This is a genomic window from Roseibium litorale, assembly GCF_014842915.1.
Taxonomy (GTDB): Bacteria; Pseudomonadota; Alphaproteobacteria; order Rhizobiales; family Stappiaceae; genus Roseibium; species Roseibium litorale.
Genome location: NZ_JACYXI010000003.1, coordinates 340,238 through 364,374, shown reverse-complemented (window position 1 = coordinate 364,374; position 24,137 = coordinate 340,238). Strand labels below are relative to the sequence as shown.

The following is a 24,137-nucleotide window of genomic DNA, read 5'->3' as shown; positions in this document are numbered from 1 at the left end:
CAGGCTCTTAGAACTTGTAGCTCACACCAGCGCGAACCAGACTCTGGTCAAAGTCGGTACGGTATCCGGTACCACCGATCGAGTATTTTTTCGAACCATAGTCCTGATAATCATACTCAAGACGAGCGGTCACGTTCTGCGTAATGGCGCCTTCAACACCGGCACCAACCGTCCAGCCCACTGCGGTGGAGTCATTCTTACTGCCGTTGACCTTGGTTTCAAGGTCGGCAATGGCAAGACCGCCGGTTCCGTAGACCAGGAACCGGTCGAAGGTGTAGCCCAAGCGGCCGCGAACCGTGGAATTCCAGTCAGAGCTGTTCTTGATGGTATTGGCGCCGAAAGACTTCGAATCTTCCATGTCAGAGAACATGAAATCGGCTTCCACACCTGCCAGAACATTCGGGTTCAGCATGATGTTGTAACCGGCGTGAATACCACCGGTGACGCCATTGGCGTCGATATCGGGAGCGTTGCGATTGTCAAAGTTGCCGAAACCCCAGCCCAGATTGGCACCGGCGTAGAAACCCGACCAGTCGAAACGAGCAGCTGGTGCGTAGTTGTCGACATAAGGTGCCGGTTCCGCCGGCTGCGGAAGGTCGGCCGCGAACACAGGCGCGGCAGCGCCGGTGATGGCGACGGCGGAAAGTCCTGCAAGTGCGAGACGCTTCATGATCATAACTCCAGATGTACTAGTCCAGTATGAAATGCGGACCGCCACCCGGCAGTCCCCATCCTCACCCGTTCAAAGTTATGAGCGGCCATTGTGGCCAATGAATTCGTAAAATTTGAAGATTCAGGGGCGAAATAAGGTCTTTCCTTGACGTGCTTACCAGCACGTTAAGTTTCTCGCATTTTGCAAATTTGCGTGGGGGTTCTAGCGGATGGGTTCCACTGTGCATATCTATTGTCTATAAGTCCGGCGCGTCAAAGCACCTGTGTGCAGACGGGCTTCACCCCACATTGAATACACACCTAAAACCGGATTTCCAGGAAATGCTGCTTGAATACGTTAGCCTTGCAGGCGGCCTTGTCGCGCTTATCGTGGCAGGTGACATCCTTGTCAGAGGATCCGTCGGCATCGCAAAGCGTCTCGGCATTCCCAACCTGGTCATCGGCCTGACAATTGTCGCTTTCGGCACATCTGCTCCAGAGCTGTTCATTTCACTCGGTGCCGGACTTGATGGTGCCGGCGGGCTTGCAATCGGTAACGTGGTGGGATCCAACATTGCCAACGTTCTACTCGTCCTCGGCATGCCGGCATTGATTGCGGCGACGCCCTGCGGCGAAGACGGAGCAACCCGCAATTCGGTTTTCATGGTGTTCGTGTCGGTGGTTTTCATCGGCCTTTGCTATTTTTCGCCGATCGGTTTTCTAGCCGGCCTCGTGCTTCTGACCTTGCTGAGCGTGTTCCTGTTCGACTCCGTGATGGCCACCCGCCGCCACCGCAAGGACAAGGCGGCCTGCAGCGGCGATAACGACGAGCTGGAGGAAGTGGAAGGTGTGCCGGAGGCCATGTGGCTTGCCGGTCTCTATATTCTGCTCGGCTTGCTTGGCCTGCCGCTTGGCGCTCATTTCACCATTGAAGGGGCAACGGAAATTGCCAAGTCCTGGGGCGTCAGCGACGCTGTCATCGGCCTGACGGTCGTCGCCCTTGGCACGTCCCTTCCGGAACTTGCGACCTCGGTCATGGCGGCGATCCGTCAGCAGGGCGCCGTCGCCATCGGCAATGTGATCGGCTCGAACATCTTCAATCTTCTGGCCATCATCGGCATTACCAGCGTGATTGTTCCCTTGCATGTGCCCGCGCAGATCATTTCCTTCGACGTCTGGGTCATGCTTGGCTGCGCGGTCCTGCTTCTCGCTCTTGCGCGCTGCAGGATCTGCCTCGGCAAATTCACGGGCGCCCTGCTGTGCCTTGCCTATGGCCTCTACACATTTATGGTCTATTCCCTCAACACCACGATCTGACCGCTTGCGGTTTGCGTAAGCACCCAGTTCCACGGCTGGAAAGGTACCCGCCGGACGGGTCAAAACAGGAGGGATCATGGCCGCAACACCACCGCCCATTGCCATCATAACAGGCGCTTCGAGCCGCGTCGGCCGCGCCATAGCGCTGGATCTGGCACAAGCCGGCTGGTCGCTCGTGCTGCACGCTCACACCAATGGCGGCAAGATCCGGGAGCTGGCGGCAGAGGTTGGCCGCCTTGGCGGCCGGGCGGTTGAGCTCAGCGCGGATCTCACTGACGACAAAAGCCGGGAGAGCTTCCTAAGCAAGGCGCTTGAAGCGTTCAGTGGAGCTGATGTTCTGATCAACAATGCCTCCATATTCCAGGACGACCGCGCGGGCAGCCTGGATACGGCGCAATTCGATGCCCATATGGCGATTCACACCAAGGCGCCGCTGTTTCTTGCAGACGGCTTTGCCCGTCACCTCTCCGGGAAACGGCAAGGGCTTGTGGTGAACATCATCGACCAGCGGGTCTGGAAGCTTACGCCCCAGGCCCTGACCTATACTTTGTCCAAGTCCGCTCTTTGGACAGTGACACAGGTTCTCGCTCAGGCATTGGCTCCAAGCGTCCGCGTCAATGCCATAGGTCCCGGCCCAAGCTTCAGGAGCCCGCGGCAAAGTGAGAGTGACTTCGCCCGGCAGAAGGAAGCCGTTCCCCTGAACCGCGGACCTGAGCCTTCAGAGTTTGGTGCGACGATCCGTTATCTCTGGTCAGCGCCGTCCGTAACAGGACAGATGATCGCCCTGGATGGCGGGCAGCATCTTGCCTGGCAGACACCGGATGTCACGGACGTCGGAGAATGACCTTGGGCCACGGAATCGGATAGGCTGATCCGGCGGCCAGAAAATCAGATAGGGGCCGCCCGGCCAGACAGCAACGCATATGCAAGACACACCCAGCACCCAGACCCCGACTGACGAAGACAAGTTCGCTGCCCCGATTGCTAAGGGTGTGGATGTGATCATCGATCAGGTGAAGCGCCTGCCTATGGGGCCAGGCGTTTACCGGATGCTGGATGAAGACGGCAATGTGCTCTACGTGGGCAAAGCGCGAAGCCTGAAGAAGCGGGTCTCCAACTACACCCGCCTGCAAGGCCAGTCGAACCGCATCATGCGCATGATCATGTCGACAGCCGCGATGGAATTTGTCGTCACCCGCACGGAAGCGGAAGCCCTGCTTCTGGAAGCGAACCTGATCAAGCGGCTTCGTCCCCGCTTCAACGTTCTGCTACGCGACGACAAGTCCTTTCCCTATATCCTGATCACCGGCGATCATGCGGCTCCCGCCATCGTCAAACATCGTGGCGCGCGCAAGCGCAAGGGTGAGTATTTTGGTCCCTTTGCCTCCGCTGGTGCCGTCGACCGGACGATCAACGCACTTCAGAAGGCCTTCCTGATCCGCAATTGCTCCGACAGTTATTTCGAGAACAGATCGCGCCCCTGTCTGCTTTATCAAATCAAGCGCTGTGCCGGCCCTTGCACGGGTGAGATCAGTGGCGAGGACTATGGCGGTCTCGTCGCAGAGGCCAAGGCGTTTCTGTCCGGCAGAAGCCAACTGGTGAAGACAGAACTTGCCAAGCACATGGAAAGCGCTTCAGAGGCTCTGGACTTCGAAAGAGCTGCAATCTACCGCGACCGGCTGGCAGCCTTGTCCCACATTCAGTCCCACCAAGGCATCAATCCGCAAACCGTGGAAGAGGCGGATGTCTTCGCCATTCATCAGGAAGGCGGGCAAACCTGCGTGCAGGTCTTCTTCTTCCGCACCGGCCAGAACTGGGGCAACCGGGCCTATTTCCCGAAGGCGGACAAGTCCTTCGATGAAAGCGCCGTGCTGGAAAGCTTCTTGGCCCAGTTCTATGACGACAAGCCTGCTCCCAGCCTGATTCTTCTGTCTCACGGAGTGGAAGAGCTGGATCTTCTATCCCAGGCCTTGAGCGAACGCACGGGCCGGAAGGTGGAGATTGCAGTTCCCAAGCGTGGTGAGAAGCGGGAACTCGTCGACCATGCGTTGACCAATGCCCGCGAAGCACTCGGGCGTCGGCTTGCGGAAACCTCCAGCCAGACCCGCCTGCTGGAAGGTGTGGCGGAAGCCTTCGGCCTTAAGGAAACCCCGCGCCGGATCGAGGTCTATGACAACTCCCACATCATGGGCACCAACGCGGTTGGTGGCATGATCGTTGCCGGGCCCGAAGGCTTTGCCAAGGCCCATTACCGCAAGTTCAACATCAAGTCCGAAGACCTGGTTCCGGGCGATGACTACGGCATGATGCGAGAGGTACTTACGCGGCGGTTTTCCCGGCTTATGCGGGAACATGCGAGACTGGAAGAGACCGCTGAGGAGACTCAGGAAGACGAACTCCGGCAGGATCAGGAAGCTTTCGAGGAAGCAGGTTCCGAGGCTGATGAAGCCGCTTCCATGGACATTCCCGCCTGGCCGGATCTGGTGCTGATCGACGGCGGTCAGGGCCAGCTTGGCGCCGTGCAGGAGATCCTTGAGGCCCTGGGCGTAACCGGTGTGCCGCTGGTCGGCATCGCCAAAGGGCCGGACCGGGACGCGGGCCGGGAAAAGTTCTTCATCCCGGGCAAACCGTCCTTCATGCTGCCCGAACGCGATCCGGTGCTCTATTTCGTGCAGCGCCTGCGCGATGAGGCCCACCGGTTTGCCATCGGCTCACACCGTGCACGGCGCAAGAAGGACATCACCAGGAACCCGTTGGACGACATCGCCGGTATTGGCCCGACGCGCAAACGCGCCCTGCTCCGTCATTTCGGCACGGCCAAAGCCGTCTCGAAGGCAGGTATGGACGATCTGACCTCGGTTCCCGGAATTTCCGAGGCCATCGCCAAGCTGGTTTATGACCATTTCCACGAATAAGGCCCGCCCCTTCTCTGACTGCCCCTGATGGGCGGTCAAGGATTAGGCCGCCACGTTCCAGCAGCGGTTTTCCCCCGTCAATCACCGCTTCCTTGCTCAGAATCATTGAGCCTTGTGCTTGCCGCGTCAACAATCGCCGCCGCGCGAAGCGATTCCCGAGAACGACAGAAAACAAAGCCGGAAGCGATCATGGCTAAGCTCTATTTCAACTACTCCTCCATGAACGCCGGCAAGTCGACCGTCTTGCTCCAGGCCTCCTACAATTACGAGGAGCGGGGCATGAACACCCTGCTGTTCATTGCCGCCCTGGACGATCGCGCAGGCAAAGGGCGGATCGCGTCGCGGATCGGCCTCAGTTCGGAGGCGACCATCTTCGAGCGGGAAGATGACCTCTTCAGCCAGATACAATCCACGATGGCCATGGAACCGCTGCATGCCATTTTCGTCGACGAAGCTCAGTTCCTGACAGAAAAGCAGGTCTGGCAGCTGGCTCGCGTCGCCGACGAGCTGCGGATTCCGGTGATGTGTTTCGGCCTTCGCACCGATTTCCAGGGCAAGCTTTTCCCCGGCAGCGCGGCACTGCTGGCAATTGCCGACAACCTGCGGGAAATCAAGACCATCTGCTGGTGCGGGAGCAAGGCCACCATGGTCGCCCGCATGGATGCAAACGGAAACATTGTCGATGAAGGCGAGCAGGTGGTCATTGGCGGCGAAGAGACCTATGTCTCCCTGTGCCGCAAACACTGGGCCGCGAAAAAGCTGAAGCCCTAGGGTACGAACCCATAAATTTGACGGCAATGGCGCGTCAAATTTATGGGTTCGTACCCTAGAGGGGGCGCTTCCCTGCCACCGGACTACGCACTGAGAGCGCTGGGAAGCTGAAACAAGGAGCGAAACAATAAGCGAGCTTCTTTGACCAATTAAGGTCCTCCCCGCCGCACATAACTCACTATTTTCAGGCCATCAAATCCGCAGTTTTCCGCCATCAGAGACAACTGGATACATCTCGACATTATTTAGCCGCATTTGAACAAGAATTTCGCTATAAACTACACTGTATAGTTTACCTGAAACGCGCAGCTTCCTCCCAGGCTCCGCTCTTCAAGGAAATGGCGACATATGACCCAGGCAACTCATCGTCTGGCTGCCGAAGCTTTGGCATTGCAGCATGCCGGGCAGATCGACGCGGCCTTGCCCCTTTTCCGTGAGGTCCTGAAGCTGGATCCGTCCCATGCTCAGGCAAATTTCTCGATCGGCATTGCGACCTATCAAGCAGGGGATCTGCGCACCGCCCTCACCCACCTTGCCATTGCCGCAGAAAAGGCCCCAAAACATCCGCAAGCCCAGCAGCTTTTCGGCCTGGCTCTGATGAACTCGGGCGACTATCCTGGCGCCCGAGCTGCTCTGCGCAAAGCCGTAAACCTGTCTCCGGACAACTCCGACATTCACGCCCATATGGGCGACCTTCACCGCCTGCGTCACAAGCCCGTTCTCTCCCGGCAGAGCTATGAAAAGGCTTTGGCCCTGGACCCGGTCAATGGCTATGCCCTAGTCGGGATGGGCCAGCTGGAAATCTCGATCGGCAACATTGATCAGGCAACGGAATGGTTCACGAAAGCTGTCAAGGCCGGCAAGGAACTGCCCACTGCCCTGCACCGTCTCGCCTTCACCAAACAGCATGAAACCCGCCCCACCGAACTCGACCTGATCGAAAAACTCCTGAAAAACAGCCAGATCGACGCAAACCCCGCCGCTAAGGCGGAACTCAACTGGGCCGCCGGAAAAATCTACTATGATCTCGGCGACACGGCTCACGCCTCCGACCACTTCCGCACTGCCCGCCGCATCCACTATGCCCCGTTCGACATCGCAGCCTACAAGGAGCGGCTCGCTTTCCTCCGGGAAACCTTCGACCGCCGCTTCTTTGAGGACCGCGCCGGAATGGGTACCAATTCCACCAAGCCCATCTTCATCTTCGGCATGCCACGCTCAGGCACGACACTGGCCGAACAGATTCTTGCCCGTCACTCGGATGTTGCCAGCGGCGGCGAGCAGCGTTTCTTCCGTCATTTCCAGAATGACTTTGGCATGCTCGCCAGGCCGGGTTCCGCCCTCCAAGCCCGGCTGCAAGCCATGGGCAAGACCGAGTTCCGGATCCTCGCACAGCGCTATATCGAGGACCTCAAGGCCGTTTCCAGCCGCACCCGGCATGTGACCGACAAGATGCCGCATAACTTCGAGATGCTCTGGCTGATGGCCGTTTTGTTCCCGAAGGCATCTTACATCCACTGCGTCCGCTCCCCTGCCGATACGTGCGTGTCGCTTCTGTCCCACGCCATGTCACCCGCCCATAACTACTGCCGTACGCAAACCACCGTTGGCGCCTACTACCGTGAATACATGACGCTCATGGAACATTGGAAAGAGGTTCTACCGTTAGAGATCCGCGACCTCAGCTATGAGCGCCTCGTCCATGACCAGATCGAGCAGAGCCGCAGTCTGGTCGAGCATTGTGGCCTGGACTGGCAGGACGCATGCTTGGAGTTCTACAAAGGCGATGCTCCGGTCACGACCATTTCGGACACCCAGGTCCGCAGGCCGATCTTCCTCAGTTCTGTTGGCCGCTGGATCCGTCACAAGGCCTATCTGGGTGACCTTCTGGAGGCGCTTGGGCCTCATGCGCCAAGTGAAACCTCACAAGACACCGGTCATAGGACCTCGTCCGTCGAAACAGGGCCGGTGGCCAATGACCGTCATCCACAACAGGAGACCATTGCCTGCAACTTTTCCTGAGCCGGAAAAAGAGCACGCCCCTTATGGGCATTCCCGGCCTGGCTGCGCGCTCCTTTCCAGAACTGGCGGAGAACAAGGCTTTCTGGAAATCTGCACCGTTCGCCCCCTTCGCGGCAGAGACAATCCGATACAATATCGCACATTCAGGCCTTAATTCGGACCCATTTCTGCCAGAAATTAAACTCTAGAGTTTACTCTTTCCGCGCCGCTTTCTCCCAAGCCCGCGCAACAGAAAATTGGCAATCACATGAACCAGGCTGTCGAACGCATTGCTGCGGACGCGCTCGCGTTGCAGCATGCAGGGCGCATTGAGGAAGCACTCTCCCTTTTCAAGGACGTGCTGGATCAGGCTCCAAACCACCCTCAGGCCAATTTCTCGCTTGGAATTGCCGCATTCCAGGCAGGCTTTACCGGCCAGGCCATCGTTCATTTCCAGATCGCGGCTTCAAAGGCCAAGAAGCATCCGCAGGTGTTTCAGCTTCTCGGCCTCGCCCTGCTCAAGAACCGTGACCTGAAAGGCGCCAAGGAGGCCTTGAAAAAGGCCATCGCCCTTGCGCCGGATATTGCCGACCTCCATGCCCAGCTTGGTGATGTCTACCGCCAGGACCGCAAGCCCGTGATGGCCCGGCAGAGCTTTGACCGCGCCCTCAAGCTTGATCCGGAAAATGGCTATGCACTGGTCGGTCTCGGCAGCCTTGATGTTTCTATCGGAGAGATCGAAAGCGCGAAAAACTGGTTCGGCAAAGCCATTGCAGCCGGGAAGGAACTGGGAGCGGCACACCATGGCTTGGCCCTTGCCCGCCGGCACAAGGAACGCCCGGCAGAGCTAGACCAGATTGAAGCCATTCTGGCCGCACCATCCCAGGATCTGCCTCCTGATGAAGCAGCCTCCCTTCATTGGGCGGCCGGGAAGGTCTATTATGACTTGGGAGAGTCCGAGCGGGCCCGGGACCATTACCGGCTCGCCCGCGATATCCATTACAAGCCTTTCGATGCGGCCGCTCACGAAGAGCGTATTGCCTTTCTGAAGGAGATCTTCACAAAGGACTTCTTTGAAGAACGGCAGGATGTTGGCTCTCTCTCTCAAAAACCCCTGTTCATCTTCGGTATGCCCCGGTCTGGCACGACCCTTGTCGAGCAGATTTTCAACCGTCACAGCAAGGTATCTGCGGGCGGAGAACTCTCCTTCTTCATGGAAGCGCAGGACACTCTTGGGCTGAACGGCAAACCAAGCGCAGCCCTTGAACAGCGCCTGCGGACGATGGAAGGCCGGGACTTCCGGAAATTGGCATCCAGGTATCTGGCGGTTCTCGACGGGATCAGCAAGCGCGCCAGCCGGGTTACCGACAAGATGCCGCATAATTTCGAGATGCTCTGGCTAATGGCCCTTCTTTTCCCGAAGGCCACCTTCATTCACTGCGAGCGGGAACCGGCAGACACATGCATGTCCCTCCTTTCCCACGCGCTTTCGCCGGAACACAACTACGCTCACAGCCAAACCAGTGTCGGCACGTATTTCCGGACATATTCTGGCTTGATGGACCACTGGAAGACCAACCTTCCCGTGCCTATCCATGGACTGTCCTACGAAAAGCTTGTCGCCGGTCAGGAAGAGACGAGCCGGAGCTTGATCACCTCTGCCGGGCTGGACTGGGAGGCCGACTGTCTGGAGTTCTATAACAGCGATACTCCGGTTACCACATTCTCTAACGTCCAGGTGCGCAGGCCGATCTATCGGTCCTCCGTCGGGCGCTGGCGCCGTCACAGCTCTTTCCTTGGAGACCTTTTCCAGGCACTCGGCCCACTGGCTCCTGTAATTGAACAAAGCAATTCGCTACCCGCAGCATCTTCCCGGCCTCCCGAAGCCGCCAACACCGACTTCACCGGCCGGTCAAAAGCGTCCATGTCAACAGATGTATGACTTGATGCGGAAGGGCGCACCAAGCTAAACCGGTTACAGACGGATCCATCGGATCCCGGCCCCGGATCTCGCGGAAGGAAAGATCATGCTTGGTGGATTGTTGAAGCGTCTTTTGGGATCGTCCGAGCCCAAGGCGCCAAAAGAAGAAACCGTCATCGCCTACAAGGAGTTCGAGATCATTCCGTCGCCGCGCAATGTGAATGGTCAGTGGCAGATTGCAGGACGCATCGAGAAGGAAGGGCCGGATGGCGTGCGCCTGGTTCATCAGTTCATTCGGGCCGACACCTTGCCGTCAGAAAAGGATGCCATAGAGAATATGGTTCGGAAGGCAAAACTCGTGATTGATCAGCAAGGGTCATCCTTGTTCAATTGATGGTCAAGTTGGCCGCGGCTTCGCGTTGACAGCCATCCGGTACCATGCTTGTGTCCGGTTCCCATCCGGACCTGAAGATCCGAAAGACCATGAAAAGAAACGTCGCTTTAAGCCTGCCGAACATTCTCACTTATGGGCGCATCGCGGCGGTTCCCGCTGTCGCGGGTTGTTTCTATTTTGAAGGAAACACACCCCGCTGGATCGCTCTCGGGATCTTTATCGTCGCGGCGATAACGGATTTCTTCGATGGATATCTTGCCCGCGCCTGGCAGCAGCAATCCGCCTTGGGACGGATGCTGGACCCGATTGCGGACAAGCTCCTTGTTTCGGTCTGCCTCCTCATGCTTGGTGCGGACGGCACAATCGGCGGCTGGTCGATGGTCGCGGCAATCATCATTCTTTGCCGCGAGATCCTTGTCTCCGGTCTGCGCGAGTTTCTTGCAGAGCTTCAGGTCAGCGTTCCCGTTACGCGCCTTGCCAAATGGAAAACCACGGTGCAGCTCGTTGCCATCGCTCTGCTGCTCGCGGGCCCCGCAGGTGAAGTCGTGCTGCCTGGCACTGTTCTGGCGGGTCTTATTGCTCTCTGGTTCGCCGCAATCCTGACGCTTTACACCGGCTACGATTATTTCCGCGCGGGCATCGGTCATCTGATTGAGGAATGACCGGGAAAGGATCTAAGGCATGACGGTAGAAATCCGCTACTTCGCATGGGTTCGAGAAAGGGTCGGCACTGAGGCTGAGACGCTCGACCTGCCGGAAGGCACGCGCACGGTTTCTGACCTTCTATCCTGGCTCAAGAGCCGTGATGAGCGCTATGCCTATGCCTTCGAGGACACCAGCACGATCCGCGTAGCCCTGGACCAGGAGCATTCGGAGCATGATCAGCCAATCGGAAATGCCCGGGAAATTGCCATCTTTCCTCCCATGACGGGAGGATAGCACGTGAGCGGACCAGTCACTCCTAAGGTTCTCATTCAGGCTGAGGACTTCAATACGGCAGAAGAAGCAGCAGCACTATCAGCCGGGCGCGAGGATGTAGGCGCGCTGGTGACGTTCACCGGCCTCTGCCGGGATGAGAATGGAAGGCTTTCCGCGCTGGAACTGGAGCACTATCCCGGTATGGCTGAAGCCGAAATCGGACGCATCGCCGATGAAGCTTGCAAGCGCTGGCCTCTGACTGGACTGACCGTCATTCACCGCTTCGGAAGAATTTCTCCCGGCGGCAACATCGTGCTGGTGGCCGCGGCCTCTTCTCACCGCCGCGCCGCTTTTGAAGCTGCCGACTATTTGATGGATTTTTTGAAAACCCGCGCTCCGTTCTGGAAGAAAGAGCATCTGAAAGAAAGGAATGAAGGATCCTGGGTAGAGGCGAAGTCCGTTGACGACGAGGCAACAAAGCGCTGGACCACTGGTTGAATCTCAGAGAATTTTCACCCTTTAGTATAATCCGCACCTTCTTTCACCTTCAGCAGCAGGGGAGTTGTTGTGAGTGACCCGGCGGTTCTCCGCCGTTCTGAATTTCATCCATATGTGGTTACCGAGGTCAGTTTCATGTCACCCCACTCTCAAACATCCGCCGAGATCCATATGAAGCCAGGAATTCCGTTTCTGGAATTCGTAATCATGATTGCAGCGCTGATGGCTTTGAACGCGCTTGCAATGGACGTGATGCTCCCGGCTCTTCCTGAAATCGGCGAGGCTTTCCAGATCGCAAACGAGAATGACCGGCAACAGGTTCTGATTGCCTATCTGATCGGATTTGGTGGCGCACAGCTCTTCTTTGGCCCAATTTCGGATTCGCTTGGCCGCCGGGGCGTTCTGCTTGGTGGGCTTGTGCTCTATTCGGCAGCAAGCGTTGCCTGCCTGCTGGCGGACACTCTGGACTTCCTCTTGATCTCCAGAGCAATCCAGGGCGTCGGCTGCGCCGCAATCCGTGTTGTCGCCGTTTCGGTTGTGCGCGATTGCTATACAGGCAGGCAGATGGGTAAAGTCATGTCACTGGTGATGATGATCTTCATGGCCGTCCCAATTGTTGCCCCCTCAATCGGCCAGGTCATCCTGCTTGCCGCGGGTTGGCACTGGATCTTCTCCATGCTTCTCGCAGCCGGTCTCATTATGCTCTTCTGGTGCCTGATCCGGCTGCCGGAAACCCTTCCGGTGGAATACCGCAAGGCATTTGACGCCGGAACGATCGGGCGCGCCTATCTTCAATCTCTCAGCAACCGGACCAGTCTGGGTTACATGCTCGCAGTCACTTTCGTATTTGGTGGCCTGTTCTCCTTCATCACCATGTCCCAGCAGATTTTTGTCGAAATCTTCGAACTTGGCGTGTGGTTTCCCGTTGTCTTTGCCGCCATCGCGATCTGCATGTCGATCAGTTCCTTCGTCAATTCTCGTCTGGTGGAAGCAATCGGAATGCGGGTTCTGTCCCATGCGGCTGCGATCGCATACTGCTTGTCGGGACTTGCGCTGCTGCTGGTGTCCACCATGACCGGAGAACACCTGATCCTGTTCATGGTGCTTGTTACAATAGTCATGGGCTGTTTCGGCTTCGTCGGAGCCAACTTCAACACAATGGCCATGGAACCCCTTGGAGACATCGCCGGAACAGCCTCCTCGGTCATAGGATTTTGCACCACACTGGGAGGTGCTTTCCTGGGCTATATCGTTGGCCAATATTTTGATGGCACAACAATCCCGCTAGGCTTTGCCTTCTTCTTTTACGGGGCCTGCGCTATCGGCTGCGTCCTGTTTGCCGAGCAAGGCCGGATGTTCAAGGCTCTGCACGGCCCCACCTGATGATATCAAGAAACCGCTCCTCCGAAAGAAGATTGGTTTTTCACAGCGGGCTTTTCCTGGCCGCGTGAGACACTTGCGGTAAGCCCTGCTGAAAACAAAAATGGCGGGGTTTGCCCGCCACTCTGTTGCTGTTTCAAAAGGATCAAAACCGCTGCGGCTTATTTGCCTGCGCGAACTGCCGCGTCATAGGCTTCCATCAGCGTCTTGGTCATATCGCCAACCGTGAAGCTATACGGCCCGATTTCGGAAACCGGAGTCACTTCGGCGGCGGTACCGGTGAGGAAGCACTGCTCGAAGCCTTCCAGTTCTTCCGGCATAATGACCCGCTCGATCACCTCGATGCCGCGGTCACGGGCAAGGCCGATCACAGTGCGGCGGGTGATGCCATTCAGGAAGCAATCCGGGTCCGGTGTGTGGATCTTGCCATCCTTGACGAAGAACACATTGGCGCCGGTGGCTTCGGCAACCTGCCCGCGCCAGTCCAGCATCATGGCATCGGCGTAGCCCTTGCGCTCGGCTTCATGCTTGGAGAGCGTGCAGATCATATAAAGACCGGCAGCCTTGGACTTGAACGGAGCGGTCTGCGGATCCGGACGGCGGTACTTTGCCATGTCCAGACGAATGCCCTTCAGGCGCTCTTCCGGCTTGAAATAGCTCGGCCATTCCCATGCGGCAATCGCCAGATGAATGGTGTTGTGCTGGGCTGAAACACCCATCATCTCACTTCCGCGCCAAGCCACGGGACGCAGATAGGCATCGACCAGGTTCATCCTGGTCAGAAGCTCTTCCTTGGCGGCGTTGATGACCTCTTCGGAATAGGGGATTTCAAAGCCCAGAACATTCGCAGAAGCGTGAAGACGCTGCGTGTGCTCTCCGGACTTGAAAATACGGCCGCCGTAAGCACGCTCGCCTTCAAAAACACAGCTCGCATAATGCAGACCATGCGTCAGCACGTGCACCTTGGCATCCGTCCACGGCACGAACTCGCCATCGTACCAGATTACACCGTCGCGCTGATCAAAAGGCAAACCTGCCATTTTTGCTACTCCCGAACGCCGGACTGGCGTGGTTGTTCTTGTTGCTGCAGGCTCCGCTCATCAACGTCCTGCCTGCGATGTCCCTGAGCGAAAAGCCGTGTTTTGCACACCGCCTAAACTACCGGTATCCTGACCTCAGGGGCCTGAAAGGTTGGATTCGTTTTGGATCATTGCTCAAAATGAGCCGGACCGATCAAACATTTCGTCCAGAGTGCCCGCTCAGTAACAATCGGCAAGAAACAAGTCAATATGACTGACATAAACTTGAAAAAGCAGCCAGCAGCTCCCGGTTCGGGCGAAGTTGACCGGAGGACAGCGGATGCCCCGGAGGACGGCATCCCCCGAGACCTGCCCTATGACATGATGGAACTGCTGTTCTTTGCCTATCGCGATTTCACCGCGGATGCAGACGAACTTTTGACCGAATTCGGTTTCGGGCGGGCGCACCACCGCGTGTTGCATTTTGTCGACCGGAACCCCGGCATCATGGTGACAGACCTTCTCTCTATTCTCGGCATCACCAAACAGAGCCTCGGACGTGTTCTCAAACAGCTGGTGGATCTGGATTTCATCGAACAGCAACCCGGTCCGATCGACCGCCGCCAGCGTCTGCTCTACACCACTCCCAAGGGGCATGACCTTGCCACCCGGCTGATGGCAGTCCAGACGATCCGCCTGGAGCGCGCCTTTGGCGAAATAGCACCCGAAGCCTCTACACTCGTGAGGCAGTTCCTGTTTCAAATGATAAATGCAGAAACCCGGCCGGATGTCGCGCGGCTGATCAACAAGAAATACCGGCCCGTCATGCCGGCAGGCAGGTTCTGAACTGGCCCCGGTGCTGCCGCTATTTTAGGTAAGTTCAGACAAGAGAAGAGCAGCCGAAAAGAGCACACTGACCCGGTAAGCAGATTGCCCGGGCGAGACACAAGGAAGACACGGTGAGCCGTCCGGACGATAACGCCAGCCATATTCTCCTCGTGGATGATGATGCGAGAATCCGCGACCTGCTCGGACGCGTCCTGATGGAAAACAGCTTCCGCGTCACCACGGCGGCCAATGCAGCCGAGGCCCGGAAATATCTGAGCGGTCTGAGCTTCGATCTGATCATCCTCGATATCATGATGCCCGGGGAGACCGGCCTTGAATTCGCCCTATGGCTGCGTCAGCAATCGACTGTCCCGGTTCTGATGCTGACAGCGCGTTCCGACGCCCTGGACCGCATCGCCGGGCTCGAGGCAGGCGCGGACGACTATCTCGCCAAGCCGTTTGAACCCCGTGAGCTGATGCTTAGGATATCCGCCATTCTTCGAAGAGGTGGCCCCAAACGCACTGAAGCGCTTGGCGACGTCCGGTTTGGCCCGTTTGTTTTCAATCCGGTCCGCGGAGAGCTGAAGAACGAGGATCAGATCGTCCGTCTAACCGATCGGGAGAAACAAATTCTCGGGATCTTCGCCGAACAGCCTGGCGCGACCGTGCCGCGGCACAAGATCGTCAGCGATGAAAGCGGACTGGGCGAACGCACGGTGGACGTCCAGATCAACCGTCTGCGGCGCAAGATCGAGGCTGATCCCGGCAACCCGATCTATCTCCAGACTGTCCGGGGCATCGGTTACCGGCTGGTTTGTGATTGACCGGCACGTTTGGAGGCATGAGCGCCTGAAATGGCCAATATCAAGCGCTATCTGACAAGCGGCCCGCTGGCAAAGCCGCTGAAGCCCCTCACACACGCTTACATCAAGGCAAGCAAGCTCCTTTACCGGATCATGCCGAAGGGGCTTTATACACGCGCGCTGCTGATCATCCTCGCCCCAATCGCGATCCTGCAATCTGTTCTCGTGTCCGTGTTCATGGACCGGCACTATGATCTCGTGTCCCAGCGCATGGCAGAAGCTGTGGTGCGGGAAGTGGCCTCGATGGTGTTCGTTCTGGAGAACTTTCCACGAGATCTGGCGGAAGCCAAACTGGAAGCCCTCGGCGGGGTTCTGAACCTATCCGCATCCCTGCTTCCGCTTGAGCCGCTGCCCCCTCCGGCCCCGAAACCCTATTTCGATGTAATCGACAGAGGTCTCAGCCGAGCCATCAGCGAGCAGATCGGCAAGCCCTTCTGGATCGACACGGTAGGACGCTCAAGCTATGTGGAAATCCGCATCCAGCTGAAGGATGCGATCCTTCGGGTCTTCGCGCGGCGCAGCCAGACATTTGCCTCCAACTCGCATATTTTCCTGGTCTGGATGTTCTCGACATCTCTTGTCCTCGTCATCATCGCCATGGTTTTCCTGCGCAACCAGATCCGGCCCATCATCCGGCTCGCCAATGCTGCAGAGGGCTTCGGCAAGGGGCGCCCGGTAGAGGAATTCCGCCCGAGCGGTGCCAGGGAAGTGCGCAGGGCTGCAATCGCCTTTATCGAAATGCGCCGCCGCATCGAGCGTCAGATCGAGCAGCGCACCACGATGCTGGCGGGTGTCAGTCACGACCTTCGCACGATCCTGACCCGTTTGAGGCTCCAGCTCGTCCTGCTCAAGCGATTGCCGGAAGCTGAAGCCATGCGTAAGGATGTGGACGAAATGAACCACATGCTGGAGGACTATCTCGCCTTTGCACGAGGGGACGGCGACGAAGCCGTTCAGCCGACCGACATGGCTTTGATGCTGGAGGAACTGGAAGAAGAGGCAGAGATTTCCGGGACCAACCTACGGGCGGTTTTCACAGGCGAGCCGGAAGTTTCTCTCCGGCGCCTCGCTATCAAGCGCTGCCTGGCAAACCTTGCCGCAAATGCCGCGAAGTTTGGAGGCGTGGTGGAAGTCACCGGCACCTTTGCAAATGGCTGGCTGACGATCACGATTGATGACGATGGCCCGGGCATTCCGGCGGAAGCCCGTGAAGATGCCTTCCGGGCCTTTTATCGCCTGGACACCGCCCGTAACCAGGATCTGAGCGGCAGTGGTCTAGGTCTTTCCATCGCACGGGACATCGCCCGCAGTCATGGCGGCGACATTTATCTGGAAGACAGCCCGCTGGGTGGCCTGCGCGCCCGGCTCAGGATACCGGGCTAGACAAGACCTCAGAACAGGCGCCCACCAACCGGAATATCCATGTCCGGCGCAACCAGAACAACTTCGCCTGCCTCGTCCGGAACGCCGAGAGTCAGCACCTCCGAGCGCATCGGACCGATCTGGCGCGGCGGGAAGTTCACAACGCCCATTACAAGACGTCCGATCAGGTCTTCAGGCTGATAGTGTTTGGTAATCTGCGCAGAGGACTTCTTCAGGCCAATTTCCGGACCGAAGTCGATCACCATCTTGTAGGCGGGCTTGCGGGCTTCAGCGAAGACTTCAGCCTCGACCACCCGGCCCACCCGGATATCGACTTTCAAAAAGTCATCGAAGGAAATCACCTCGGAAGAGGCGTCATGTTTTGCATCGGACACGGAAACGCTCGCGGATAGAGACAGGCAAAAGCTTGAGCGGCAAGAATGCCAAGTCCTGAACCGGCTTGGAAAGCCCCAGCGCCCATATCCGCTTCAGGTCGAAAGTCACGCGCTTGCCGGAGCAAGATCCTCGCCGCCGAGATCCGGCTTTGGTTCCGATCCATACTCCTGAGTTGAACGGCGGCGGCCGGAAACCCTGCAAGCAACCTTGCGCGCCAGCCGGAGGAACGGCTTGGACATCTTCTCAGCCTTGTTGAGCCGGCCAAGCCAATCCTCACCGCCGTCCAGTTCCTTGTCCAGGCGGGCCATCGTCCGTGGCATGCCCTCATCAGCTTCATCAAGCCAAACCCGGACAACCCGTGCGAAGGAAATCGCAAGTCCCTGGGTGACAAGCTTTCCCTTTACGCCGGAAATTTGAATTCCAGCTGCCGCCAGCATCCAGTTCTGGGAATTGAGCGCCATCCGGTTCAGGTGAAGCAGCAGGCCCGGATCGCAGGCCGCCGCCCTTTCGAGAGTACGGAGGGCTTGTTTGTGCGGTGTCAGATGATCCAGCCGCGTCATCAGCACATCGAACAGCCGCTCGCGGGCGGGCTGGCCGGACATGTCCGGATCAATATCATCCAGCACGGCCCGGTCGATCTGAGTGGCAAAAGCTTCGATCAGATCCAGCCTGGAGCCGAAACTTGCCCGCAGATCAGAAAGTTTGACACCCGCCTCTTCTGCAATCAGCGGCAGGCTGACCTCTTCGTAGCTGTGGCTGGACAGGAGATCGAGGAAGGTTGAAAGGATCTTCGCTTCAGTCTTGGCAGTTGCCATCACACACCTCCGGAACGCTGATCGTCTAATTATGTCTTCAACATAGGAACGAAAAACGGCCCCGGAAAGGCATTCCGGGGCCGTCGGATCGTCTGAATTGATTTTATCGCCCTAACCGGCGAGCTCCCGGGCGCGCCGGGCCGCGGCCTCCACCGCCTTGTTCATCAGCGGCTGCAAGCCATCGTCGGCCATGAGAACGGCGAGAGCTGCTGCCGTCGTGCCATTCGGTGAGGTCACGTTCTGGCGCAAGACCGCAGGCGTATCATCCGACTGGTGCATCAGTTCGCCCGCCCCGCAGACTGTTGCTTCGGCCAGTTCGCGGGCAAGAGCCTCTGGCAGACCGGCCACGCGGCCAGCTTCCGCAAGACATTCCGCCAGCAGAAACACATAGGCAGGACCCGAGCCGGAAACCGCCGTCACCTGATCGATCTGATCTTCATTATCCAGCCATACAACCTTGCCGACTGCGCTCAGCAGTTTGCCGATGGTTTCCTTCTGGGCCTCAGAAACCTTGGAGTTCGGGAACACAGCGGTGATGCCACGGCCAACCATGGCAGGCGTGTTCGGCATGGAACGGGCGATGGCGATATCGCCAAAGGCTTCCTGGAACCGGCGGATTGGTGTTCCGGCCGCAACAGAGACAACCAGCGTGTCAGCGCGAACACAAGCCTCAAGGCCTGGGAGAACCGCATCCATCAGCTGCGGCTTGACGGCCAGTAGCACCAGGGACGGAGACAATTCTGCGGAAGGCCTGGTCACATGACGGATGCCATGCTTCGATAGGAAGTCCTGCATGTCCGGTCCCGGATTTGGATCCGAAACCACAATGCTGGCCGGGTCCATGCCATCGGCCACCCAGCCAGCCAGCATGGCGCCACCCATCCTTCCCGCACCAACGAGAAGGAAAGGCCGTTCCTTGGTAAAATTCATGCTTCGCCCACTGTTTCGAACAACGCCGTTTCCACGGCTTCCGAAGCAGTCTTACCGGCCCAAATGACAAACTGAAAGGCCTGGAAATAGCGTTCACAGCTTTCCAAGGCGTTGGAAAGCATGCCCTCGATCTGCGCCGGATTGGCTTCCGCCCCACCCGCAAGCAGAAGCGATTGGCGGAACATCACCAGACCTTCCTGATTCCAAAGGTCGAAATGCCCCATCCAGAGCTGCTCATTTGCCAGAGCCAGAAGACGGACAATTTCCGTCTTGCGGGCATCCGGCACCTTAAGGTCGAAGGCGCAAGCCAAATGCAGGGCTTCCAACTCCTCCATCCAGGAGAAGGAAATGTGGTAGTCGCACCAGTAACCGCCGACGGTGATCGTGATTTCATCGTCGTTTGACCGTTCGAACATCCATTCGTTCAAAGCCGCAATGGTTTCGATGGTGTCGACAGGATTGCCGGGTCGCTCGAAGTCGATTTCGATGAGGCTCATGTGTCCTCTCCCCTATCGAGCCGGAGGCGATCGGTATCACCAGGAAGATGACCTGACCGATGCCGGCGGGAAAAATCCCAGTGTTTCAAAGCTTCTCCGACAGACCTTAAGGCAAGCTGAAGAATCTCTGTTCGTCTAATATAAGGTCAACAGAGTGTTAATCATAAGTTTCCTGAAAGCAATTTCCGTTGAAAGTTGTGGACGATACCGTCCCGCAGCAATGCCGCGAAGGGTCAGGGGGCGCAATAATTCAACCCCTGACCGAAGTCACCCACAGCGCAACCAAACCCCAAAGGCGCTTATTCGGCGGTTTTCGGCGCCGCCTTTGCCTTCGTGGCCGGTTTGCTTTCCAGCGCAGCAAGACGTGCTTCAAGCTCTTCAATCCTGTCTAGCGCACGCACAGCCATATCCTTCACAGCTTCGTGTTCTTCCCGGGAAACCAGATCCATATCCGAGAGAAACCGCTCGGCTTGAGCACGGAAAGCAGTCTCGACCTCACGCCGGGCTCCCTGGGCAACGCCGGCAGCATCGGTCATCAGCTTGGCGAAATCGTCGAACAGACGGTTGGGACCTTGGGACATGGCGAACTCCTGAGGTTCATACTAATCTGACCACACACCTAGGAGGCTTTGAGCGGGACTGCAAGCCATGATGCGTTCCCGCACCCAGACTTGACGCCGCAGGGGCGAATAGGTCAGCGTCTGGCCGCGCGCCTCAAGGCTGCCCATCTGTCAGGTCACAAGCGCAAGACACTCTGGAGACTCTAGGCCAATGCCGCTGTTTGTGCTGCCATTTCCGGCAATAGACCCGGTACTTATCGAAATCGGCCCCTTTGCTCTGCGCTGGTACGCCCTTGCCTATATTGCCGGGATCATCCTCGCCTGGCGCTATATGCGCAGGCTGGTCCTGGACGACAAGCTCTGGGGCGGTGCGTCGCGGCCGACACCGCTGGACCTGGATGACTTTGTGGTCTGGGGTACGCTCGGCATCATTCTCGGCGGGCGGATCGGCTACGTGCTGGTCTACAACCCCGCTCAATACCTCGCCCATCCTTTGGAAGCGCTGCAGGTGTGGACAGGCGGCATGTCGTTCCATGGCGGTTTCCTGGGCACGGTCGTGGCCATGTTCCTCTTTGCCCACCGGCGGGGCCTATCAATCCTGCAGCTTTTCGACCTGGCGGGCACAGCCGCACCGATCGGTCTGTTCTTTGGCCGCATTGCCAACTTCATCAATTCCGAACTCTGGGGCCGTCCGGCGGACGTACCCTGGGCCGTTGTCTTCCCCAATGCTGGCCCGGATCCGCGCCACCCGAGCCAGCTCTATGAAGCAGCACTTGAGGGGATCTTACTCTTCCTCGTGCTCCGGCTCCTCTCTCACAAATTCAAAATGCTGCAGCATCCGGGCTTCATCGCCGGGGCCTTTTCCTGCGGCTATGGCATTGCGCGCTGCATCGCAGAATTCTACCGGCTTCCCGATGCCCAGATCGGCTATCTCACCGGCGTGCTGACCATGGGCATGCTGCTGTCTGTCCCCATGATCGCTGCGGGCATTGCCCTGATGGTCTGGGCCGCCCGGCGCCCAGCCGCTGGGAGCGCTGCATGACAGCGGGTAAGCTGAAGGAACGGCTTATCCGCAGGATCGAGGCGCAGGGACCGATGACGGTCGCCGAATATATGACCGCCTGCCTCGCCGATCCCCAAGACGGCTACTACAAGACCCGGGAGCCTTTCGGCACAAAAGGTGATTTCATCACCGCGCCGGAAGTCAGCCAGATGTTCGGCGAACTGATCGGCGCCTTCTGCCTTACCGCCTATGAAAGGCTCGGCAGCCCATCGTCTTTCCGGCTGGTCGAAATCGGCCCTGGGCGAGGCACGCTGATGGCAGACCTTCTGCGCGCGGCTTCCCTGCGCCCGGAGTTTCTCAAGGCTGCAGATCTCTGGCTGGTCGAAACCAGTCCGCGGCTGAGGCAAATTCAAAAGCAAACGCTGAAGAGCTCCGGCCTCACCCCCTCCTTCGCCGACCGGATTGAAGACGTGCCGGAAGGGCCGACGCTGCTCGTCGCCAATGAGTTCTTCGACGCCCTGCCGATCCATCAGTTCATCAAAGCCCCGGAAGGCTGGCTGGAACGTCTGGTCGGCACCGGACCGGACGGCACGCTTCAATTTGGCGCCGGAACCGCAAGACTGGATAAGGCCGGTCTTCCTCCGCATCTCCAGAACGCAGAGCCCGGCACCATCCTGGAGACGCAGCCCGCATCAAATGCGATTGCGGAAACAATAGCGGCGCGGCTTGTCCGCCAAGGGGGAACTGCGCTGTTAATCGACTACGGTTATCTGAAGTCCGCCCATGGCGACACGCTGCAGGCCTTGCGCGATCACCGTTATGACGATGTCCTGTCCCATCCGGGAGAGGCGGATCTGACCGCGCATGTGAACTTCGAGGCTCTGGCGTCCGCGGCCCTGAAAGGCGGGGCAAAAGTCTTCCCTCCCCTCACCCAGGGCGAGTTCCTTTTGCGCCTCGGACTTCTGCAACGGGCAGGCGCACTTGGCGCGGGAAAACCGCACAAGGCACAGGAAGAGATCAGGGATGCGGTAGAGAGACTTGCAGCCCCGCAACAAATGGGCGAGCTTTTCAAGGTTCTGGCGATCAGCGGCAGCAGCGGATCACTCGTGCCTTTCGACGATTGAAAACGGTCCCCACTCAGGGAGTAGTCCTCATGATCGAGGCAAAAGAACTGCAGTTTCCCGGAATAGCACACGGCTTTTTCACCCGTCAGGGCGGCGTTTCGAGCGGAATTTATACCAGTCTCAACACAGGCCTTGGCTCGGATGACGACCGCGGGGATGTTCTGGAAAACCGCCGCCGCATTGCAGAGCAGTTGAAGATCGATCCATCAAAGCTGGTCACGCCCTACCAGATCCATTCACCGGATGTGATCCACCTGGATGCCCCCTGGCAGGAGGGTCAGGACCGCAAGGCCGACGCTCTGGTGACCAGGACCCCCGGTCTTGCCATTGGCGTGTCGACGGCAGATTGCGGCCCGGTTCTCTTCGCAGATCCGGAGGCCAAGGTGATCGGCGCCGCCCATTCGGGCTGGAAGGGCGCAGTCACCGGCGTTCTGGAAAACACGATTGCCGCCATGGAAGACCTCGGAGCCAGGCGCGAACGGATTACCGCCGTGCTGGGGCCGACGATTTCCCGCAAAGCCTATGAGGTCGGGCCTGAGTTCCATCAGCGTTTTCTGGACAGCGATGCGGAGAACGGGATCTATTTCGCCCCCTCCAACCGGGCGGACCACCACCTCTTCGACCTTCCGGCCTTCATCTTGAACCGGCTGACCAGGGCCGGGGTCGGACAATCCGTGAACCTTGACCTGTGCACCTACGCGGATGAGGAGCGCTTCTTCTCCTACCGCAGAACCACTCACCGCAAAGAACCCGACTATGGCCGCCTGCTTCATGTGATCGTTCTAACCGGAGATTGACCATGGCCCTGCACTTCAGTCCGGAAGAATTTACTGCGCGTTTCGAGCGGCTAAAGACGCGGATGGAAGAGGAGAAGCTGGACGCCATGCTGCTCTTTGCCCAGGAGAGCATGTACTGGCTGACCGGCTACGACACATTCGGCTTCTGCTTCTTCCAGTGTCTCGTCGTCACAAAAGAGGGCCGGATCGTACTTCTGACCCGGTCTGCCGACCAGCGGCAGGCACGCCACACCTCGAACATCAAGGAAATCCAGATCTGGATCGACCGTGGGGAAGCAAGTCCCGTCGGCCAGCTGAAAGATCTGCTTTTCGAAATGGATCTCCTCGGTGCCCGTCTTGGGGTGGAGTATGACACCCACGGCATGACGGGCCGCGTTGGAATTGAACTCCAGGAAATTCTGACCAGCTTTGCCGAATTGACCGACGCGTCACAGATTGTCCCGGCTTTGCGGTCGGTGAAAAGCGAAGAAGAAATCGTCTACATCCGGAAGGCCGCAGAACTAGCGGACCGGGCCTACGAGGCCGGGATCCGCGAGATCCGCCCTGGAGCAGACGAAGGCCGGATTCTGGCCGCCATGCAGGGCGCGGTTCTGGAGGGCGGCGGAGACTATCCAGGCAATGAGTTCGTGATCGGCTCAGGCCGTGACGCCCTGCTGGTCCGCCACAAGAGCGGACGGCGCATATTACAGGACAACGACCAGCTCACTCTCGAGTGGGCGGGTGTCTACCGGCACTATCACGCTGCCGCCATGCGCACCGTCATTGTCGGAAGTCCAACCCCACGGCATCATGAGCTTTACAGCGCTGCGCGCGAGGCCCTTGCGGCAGTCGAGGAACGCCTTCGCCCCGGTTCCACTTTCGGAGACCTCTTCGATATCCATGCGGACGTTCTGGACAGCCATGACATGATGCCCCACAGGCTCAACACCTGCGGCTATTCCCTTGGTGCCCGCTTCACGCCCAGCTGGATGGATCCGCCCATGGCCTACAAGGCCAATCCGGCACCGATCCTGCCCGGAATGGTGCTGTTTCAGCATATGGTTCTGATGGATTCCATAGCGGAAACCGCCATGGCACTCGGACAAACCTACCTGATAACCGAGGATGGGCCGCAGTCCCTGTCCTCCCTCCCTCTCGACCTGCCGGTCAAGTCAGGCTAAACCACTAGAAATTCGGC

At 58.4% G+C, this 24,137-nt stretch carries 25 protein-coding genes; 18 read left to right on the top strand and 7 right to left on the bottom strand.

What is annotated here, in order from left to right:
* Positions 1-7: 7 nt before the first annotated feature.
* The gene (locus IG616_RS07670) at positions 8-670 is read right to left on the bottom strand and encodes an outer membrane protein (protein WP_192147547.1); all 663 of its coding nucleotides are present in this window, start codon (positions 668-670) and stop codon (positions 8-10) included.
* Positions 671-993: 323 nt separating this feature from the next.
* On the opposite strand from IG616_RS07670, the gene IG616_RS07665 reads away from it, so the two are divergent.
* The 11 genes from IG616_RS07665 to IG616_RS07615 all read left to right on the top strand — a co-directional run bounded on the left by IG616_RS07665 (position 994) and on the right by IG616_RS07615 (position 12,769).
* Positions 994-1,968, top strand: coding sequence for a calcium/sodium antiporter (locus tag IG616_RS07665; protein WP_192147546.1), 975 nt, complete (start codon positions 994-996; stop codon positions 1,966-1,968).
* Positions 1,969-2,044: 76 nt separating this feature from the next.
* On the top strand, positions 2,045-2,812 hold the full coding sequence (locus tag IG616_RS07660) for an SDR family oxidoreductase (RefSeq protein WP_192147545.1): 768 nt from the start codon (positions 2,045-2,047) through the stop codon (positions 2,810-2,812).
* A gap of 79 nt (positions 2,813-2,891) precedes the next feature.
* Complete coding sequence (uvrC, locus tag IG616_RS07655) at positions 2,892-4,883, top strand: excinuclease ABC subunit UvrC (RefSeq protein ID WP_192147544.1); 1,992 nt, start codon at positions 2,892-2,894, stop codon at positions 4,881-4,883.
* Positions 4,884-5,072: 189 nt separating this feature from the next.
* A complete protein-coding gene (locus IG616_RS07650) occupies positions 5,073-5,654 on the top strand; it encodes a thymidine kinase (protein WP_192147543.1) in 582 nt (193 codons plus the stop codon).
* A gap of 348 nt (positions 5,655-6,002) precedes the next feature.
* Positions 6,003-7,676 carry a tetratricopeptide repeat-containing sulfotransferase family protein gene (locus IG616_RS07645; RefSeq protein WP_192147542.1) on the top strand — a complete coding sequence of 558 codons (1,674 nt, stop codon included), beginning with the start codon at positions 6,003-6,005 and terminating at the stop codon, positions 7,674-7,676.
* Between the two features lie 247 nt (positions 7,677-7,923).
* Positions 7,924-9,597 carry a tetratricopeptide repeat-containing sulfotransferase family protein gene (locus IG616_RS07640; protein WP_192147541.1) on the top strand — a complete coding sequence of 558 codons (1,674 nt, stop codon included), beginning with the start codon at positions 7,924-7,926 and terminating at the stop codon, positions 9,595-9,597.
* A gap of 85 nt (positions 9,598-9,682) precedes the next feature.
* Positions 9,683-9,970: an HlyU family transcriptional regulator gene (locus IG616_RS07635; protein ID WP_192147540.1), complete on the top strand. Its 288-nt coding sequence runs from the start codon at positions 9,683-9,685 to the stop codon at positions 9,968-9,970.
* Positions 9,971-10,059: 89 nt separating this feature from the next.
* On the top strand, positions 10,060-10,632 hold the full coding sequence (gene pgsA / locus IG616_RS07630; protein ID WP_192147539.1) for a CDP-diacylglycerol--glycerol-3-phosphate 3-phosphatidyltransferase: 573 nt from the start codon (positions 10,060-10,062) through the stop codon (positions 10,630-10,632).
* A gap of 19 nt (positions 10,633-10,651) precedes the next feature.
* Positions 10,652-10,909 carry a molybdopterin converting factor subunit 1 gene (gene moaD, locus IG616_RS07625; protein WP_192147538.1) on the top strand — a complete coding sequence of 86 codons (258 nt, stop codon included), beginning with the start codon at positions 10,652-10,654 and terminating at the stop codon, positions 10,907-10,909.
* Positions 10,910-10,912: 3 nt separating this feature from the next.
* Positions 10,913-11,386, top strand: a complete 474-nt coding sequence (locus tag IG616_RS07620; protein WP_192147537.1) for a molybdenum cofactor biosynthesis protein MoaE — start codon at positions 10,913-10,915, stop codon at positions 11,384-11,386.
* 171 nt (positions 11,387-11,557) lie between these two features.
* Positions 11,558-12,769 (top strand): multidrug effflux MFS transporter, encoded by a 1,212-nt coding sequence (locus IG616_RS07615; RefSeq protein WP_209007339.1) that lies wholly within the window; start codon positions 11,558-11,560, stop codon positions 12,767-12,769.
* 158 nt (positions 12,770-12,927) lie between these two features.
* Here IG616_RS07615 and IG616_RS07610 read toward each other — a convergent pair whose 3' ends face one another.
* Positions 12,928-13,806 (bottom strand): branched-chain amino acid aminotransferase, encoded by an 879-nt coding sequence (locus IG616_RS07610; protein ID WP_192147535.1) that lies wholly within the window; start codon positions 13,804-13,806, stop codon positions 12,928-12,930.
* Between the two features lie 249 nt (positions 13,807-14,055).
* Here IG616_RS07610 and IG616_RS07605 point away from each other — a divergent pair, with 249 nt between their 5' ends.
* From IG616_RS07605 to IG616_RS07595, 3 genes are all read left to right on the top strand, one after another.
* On the top strand, positions 14,056-14,631 hold the full coding sequence (locus tag IG616_RS07605) for a MarR family winged helix-turn-helix transcriptional regulator (protein ID WP_192147534.1): 576 nt from the start codon (positions 14,056-14,058) through the stop codon (positions 14,629-14,631).
* 113 nt (positions 14,632-14,744) lie between these two features.
* On the top strand, positions 14,745-15,437 hold the full coding sequence (locus IG616_RS07600; RefSeq protein ID WP_192147533.1) for a response regulator: 693 nt from the start codon (positions 14,745-14,747) through the stop codon (positions 15,435-15,437).
* Positions 15,438-15,467: 30 nt separating this feature from the next.
* Positions 15,468-16,859, top strand: coding sequence for an ATP-binding protein (locus tag IG616_RS07595; RefSeq protein WP_192147532.1), 1,392 nt, complete (start codon positions 15,468-15,470; stop codon positions 16,857-16,859).
* 8 nt (positions 16,860-16,867) lie between these two features.
* On the opposite strand, the gene IG616_RS07590 is transcribed toward IG616_RS07595, so the two are convergent.
* The 5 genes from IG616_RS07590 to IG616_RS07570 form a co-directional block, all read right to left on the bottom strand.
* Positions 16,868-17,233 (bottom strand): tRNA-binding protein, encoded by a 366-nt coding sequence (locus IG616_RS07590; protein ID WP_192147531.1) that lies wholly within the window; start codon positions 17,231-17,233, stop codon positions 16,868-16,870.
* Positions 17,234-17,338: 105 nt separating this feature from the next.
* A complete protein-coding gene (locus tag IG616_RS07585) occupies positions 17,339-18,049 on the bottom strand; it encodes a TetR/AcrR family transcriptional regulator (RefSeq protein ID WP_192147530.1) in 711 nt (236 codons plus the stop codon).
* A 111-nt stretch (positions 18,050-18,160) separates the two neighbouring features.
* Positions 18,161-18,979 (bottom strand): pyrroline-5-carboxylate reductase, encoded by an 819-nt coding sequence (proC, locus tag IG616_RS07580; protein WP_192147529.1) that lies wholly within the window; start codon positions 18,977-18,979, stop codon positions 18,161-18,163.
* Entirely contained in the window at positions 18,976-19,476 is a 501-nt protein-coding gene (locus IG616_RS07575; protein ID WP_192147528.1) for a type III secretion system chaperone family protein, read from the bottom strand. Before IG616_RS07575 ends, proC begins: the two co-directional genes overlap by 4 nt.
* 299 nt (positions 19,477-19,775) lie before the next feature.
* Positions 19,776-20,057 carry an accessory factor UbiK family protein gene (locus IG616_RS07570; protein WP_192147527.1) on the bottom strand — a complete coding sequence of 94 codons (282 nt, stop codon included), beginning with the start codon at positions 20,055-20,057 and terminating at the stop codon, positions 19,776-19,778.
* Between the two features lie 190 nt (positions 20,058-20,247).
* Here IG616_RS07570 and lgt point away from each other — a divergent pair, with 190 nt between their 5' ends.
* Genes lgt through IG616_RS07550 form a run of 4 tightly spaced genes read left to right on the top strand, consistent with a single transcriptional unit; the run spans position 20,248 to position 24,120 of the window.
* Positions 20,248-21,078, top strand: coding sequence for a prolipoprotein diacylglyceryl transferase (gene lgt, locus IG616_RS07565; protein ID WP_192147526.1), 831 nt, complete (start codon positions 20,248-20,250; stop codon positions 21,076-21,078).
* Positions 21,075-22,163 carry a class I SAM-dependent methyltransferase gene (locus IG616_RS07560; RefSeq protein ID WP_192147525.1) on the top strand — a complete coding sequence of 363 codons (1,089 nt, stop codon included), beginning with the start codon at positions 21,075-21,077 and terminating at the stop codon, positions 22,161-22,163. Before lgt ends, IG616_RS07560 begins: the two co-directional genes overlap by 4 nt.
* Positions 22,164-22,192: 29 nt before the next feature.
* Entirely contained in the window at positions 22,193-22,960 is a 768-nt protein-coding gene (gene pgeF, locus IG616_RS07555) for a peptidoglycan editing factor PgeF (protein WP_192147524.1), read from the top strand.
* A gap of 2 nt (positions 22,961-22,962) precedes the next feature.
* Positions 22,963-24,120 carry a M24 family metallopeptidase gene (locus tag IG616_RS07550; RefSeq protein ID WP_192147523.1) on the top strand — a complete coding sequence of 386 codons (1,158 nt, stop codon included), beginning with the start codon at positions 22,963-22,965 and terminating at the stop codon, positions 24,118-24,120.
* Positions 24,121-24,137 lie beyond the last annotated feature (17 nt).